Source organism: Devosia sp. UYZn731 (genome assembly GCF_040546795.1).
In the GTDB taxonomy this organism is placed as follows: domain Bacteria; phylum Pseudomonadota; class Alphaproteobacteria; order Rhizobiales; family Devosiaceae; genus Devosia.
Genome location: NZ_JBEPOL010000026.1, coordinates 1 through 1,232 on the forward strand (window position 1 = coordinate 1; position 1,232 = coordinate 1,232).

Sequence of the window (1,232 nt, forward strand, 5' to 3'; positions counted from 1 at the left end):
TTGGACTGCCCCTAGCCCGGTAGACAGGCCCCGCCTATCCTTGGAGCATAGGAGGCAGCTTGTGAGTACACAGAGATTTACGCCGGAATTTAAAGAAGAAGCCGTTCGGCAGGTGGTTGAACGCGGCTATCGCGTTCCGGATGTCGCGGCGCGTTTGGGCGTGTCGGCCCATAGCCTGTATAAATGGGTGAAGGCCGTGTCACCCGACCGATCCGAGCAACAATCGCAGGAGCTTCTCGAAGCCAAGAGCGAGGTTCTTCGCCTGCGTTCGCAACTGCGGCGTACGGAGGAGGAGCGGGATCTCTTAAAAAAAGCCGCGCGGTACTTTGCCAGGGAACCAGAGTGAAGTACCGCTTCATGAACGAGCACCGCCATGACTACGCCATCACGCTGATGTGCCGGATTTTGCAGGTGGCTCGCGCAGGGTTTTACGCCTGGCTGCACGAGCCGGTGAGCGATCACGCCAGGGAAGATGCTCGCCTGCTCGATCTCATCCGGGATTCCTATAGTGCCAGTCATGGCGTTTACGGTGCGCGCCGCATCTTCGGTGACTTGCGAGAAGTTGGCGAAGTCTGCGGCCTCCACCGTGTCGAACGCATCATGGCTGAGAACGGCATCAAGCCAGTGCGCGGCTATAAGAAGCCGCGAGGCATTGCTGGCCGCCCTTCGATCATTGCTCCAAACCGCCTGCAGCGCGTCTTCACGGTTGATGCTCCCAACAAAGTCTGGGTGACGGACATAACCTATATCAGGACCTGGCAGGGCTGGCTCTATCTGGCGGTCGTCGTCGACCTGTTCGCGCGCAAGGTGGTGGGCTGGTCGATGAAGCCCAGCCTCTCCAGAGAGCTGGCCATGGATGCGCTGTTGATGGCCGTCTGGCGCAGAAAGCCTGCCGGCCGCGTCATTGTTCACTCAGATCAGGGCAGCCAATATGGCAGCGATGACTTCAAGCGGTTCTGTCAGGCCAACAACCTCGAACCCAGCATGAGCCGACGCGCTAACTGCTGGGACAATGCCGTGGCCGAGTCATTCTTCTCGAGCCTGAAAAAGGAGCGCATTCGAAAACGCATCTATAAAACACGCGACCTCGCTCGAGCCGACATCTTCGACTATATCGAGGTCTTCTACAACCGAACCCGCCGCCACAGCCATATTGGCGGCGTCAGTCCCGAGGCGTTTGAAAGCGCCGCGGCGTGAGGCTGGGAAATGTCTGCCAAACCGGGGGCAGTCCA

At 59.2% G+C, this 1,232-nt stretch carries 1 protein-coding gene; it reads left to right on the plus strand.

Going from position 1 to position 1,232, the window contains the following annotated elements; translation table 11 throughout:
• The first annotated feature begins 61 nt into the window (after positions 1–61).
• Positions 62–1,197 (plus strand): IS3 family transposase gene (locus tag ABIB57_RS26795; protein WP_354044507.1). Its coding sequence is split into 2 segments (ribosomal slippage): positions 62–314 and positions 314–1,197, totalling 1,137 coding nucleotides; the frame shifts between segments, so codons are not numbered across the junction.
• Positions 1,198–1,232 lie beyond the last annotated feature (35 nt).